Annotated in this window: 2 protein-coding genes; both read left to right on the top strand. The window is 32.1% G+C overall.

Annotated features, from left to right (window positions below; all coding sequences use genetic code 11):
• The coding region (locus tag A7D14_RS19980) for a hypothetical protein (protein ID WP_176712368.1) at positions 1 to 778 on the top strand (778 nt) is incomplete at its 5' end.
• 52 nt (positions 779 to 830) lie between these two features.
• Positions 831 to 1,787: a hypothetical protein gene (locus tag A7D14_RS05640; RefSeq protein ID WP_067031222.1), complete on the top strand. Its 957-nt coding sequence runs from the start codon at positions 831 to 833 to the stop codon at positions 1,785 to 1,787.
• The last annotated feature ends 157 nt before the right edge of the window (positions 1,788 to 1,944 follow it).

Genomic DNA, 1,944 nt, shown 5'->3' with positions numbered 1-1,944 from the left:
AAATGATATTCTCTATAAAGATGTCGATAGATTTGATGTCTATAATTATCCTTTTTCCGAAACCCTGATTGAGCATTATATAAATAAGGGGAAAGCTTGTTTTCCTTATGGCAACACTTTACTTCTAATGTTGGAAAAGTCTGCTGAAAGTAAGGGTTTATCAAGTGCTGAAGAAGAGCGAGTTATTTTGAGAACGATTAATGCCTTTGCTAACTATCATTCTAAGGATAGCATATCATTTATGTTCCGACTGAAAAAATCTGCTGGGGAACAATTTTTAAAAGTACTAAACGGCATTGAAGGAACTATTTTACATTCTTATATAAAAAATGTAAAGCTATTGAAAGACAAATGGTTTTATGGGAAATCAGTTTTGAATTACTTGAAAAAACCTTTTGTTAATAATAAAGCTCATGACTATCAAACTTTTAAGGGAAAGGTGTCAACTGTATCAAGAAGCTTTTCTGTAGAAGAACAGAGTCAATTTATACAAGAATTGATTGATTATTTTGAAGATGCCCAGATGTATAAATGGCTTAGATTGAGTTTTAAACTTGTGCCAAAAGAAGTTTACGATGTGTTTCTAAAGAATTTATTGATTGCACATAAAAATAGAATCGTGGGACACAATGATTTTTTTGAATGGATAACAGTTATTCCTATGGAGCAATTTTCAAAAGAAAGGAAACAAGAGTATATGAACTACATATCTGGCTTGGAAATAACCCACAAAACCTATAAACCTAAAATGGAAAGGGCTATGATTCATCTTAAATAGAGGTAGTCCTAGCCCCTTCTCAATTAATAAGCAGTAATTTTTACCACCAAGGATGCAAATAAAAACACTAGCAGACATTTTAAAAACAACCAAGCTAAGTCAAAGGATGATGGAGCAAGCAAGTATTTCTGCTAATTTGTCCAAAATCATTCAGTCATCAGGAGCGCCAAAACAGTTCAATTCAATGATGTTGCATGAATCTGTCCTAAAAAGTCTATCGGCCAGTAACAATATTAAAAACTTTACAACTTATAGTAATATTGCCAGAATAGCTGCTCTTCAGCATAATAAGATGATTCCATCTACTACTTTGGCAACTTTGAATTCAATTGCTTCTTCGCAAATAAATCTCCTTCATAGTTTGAAAGGGATTGATAAAGTCAACAGTCCAAGTTCTATAATAGCTCATATTAAAAATTTTCAACTATCGTTTCAAGATATTTCGAGTCACCTTGTCAAGATTGCTTTGGAGCAAAAAAAGTGGGATTTACTGGAAGATTTTGATGAAATTTCAACAAATGCTGCAGCAATTAATGAAGCGATAGATGATGACGATGGAATAACAGAGAAAAGCTTAGAAGAAATCAAAAATCTTCTTCATGGAATTGAAATAAAATTTGACAGACAGGATAAAAATGTATTTGAAATACTACTCAAATTCATTGCCTTAATCAGCTTCATAATAGCTATTCGAGGCGTAATCAAAGAGTATGAGCCAAGACCAAATTATGCCACTAAAGAGGAAATTTCCTTAATTGTCAAAGATGGATTTGAGAAAATTCAAAAGTCTTTAAAGGAAAATGAACGGAATGAAAAAGTTAGAATTAAATGCAAGGTAATGTTGAAGCCAAGAAAACGGTCTAAAGTGATAGCGTATTTACCTGCCAATTACGATTTGATAGTACTCAATAAGTTCCATAAATGGGCATACGTTAGTTATCTAAATCCAAAGGATGGTCTACCCGAAACAGGATGGATAAAGAAAAAATATCTTCTTGAAAGAAAATAAGAAGAATGAAAAATGGAATCTTCTATTCAAAAATCAAATAGTTAACATAACTTAACACAAAGTGGAAATACCAAACATAGTATACTACCCCTCTCAGGATAAAATTGAGCGCCCTCTATAGCCTTACTCTTTTTATCAAAATTGCACCGAATACTAA

Origin of the sequence: Allomuricauda sp. CP2A (assembly GCF_001683915.1) — a bacterium.
In the GTDB taxonomy this organism is placed as follows: domain Bacteria; phylum Bacteroidota; class Bacteroidia; order Flavobacteriales; family Flavobacteriaceae; genus Flagellimonas.
This window is presented reverse-complemented; position numbering and strand designations above follow the sequence as displayed.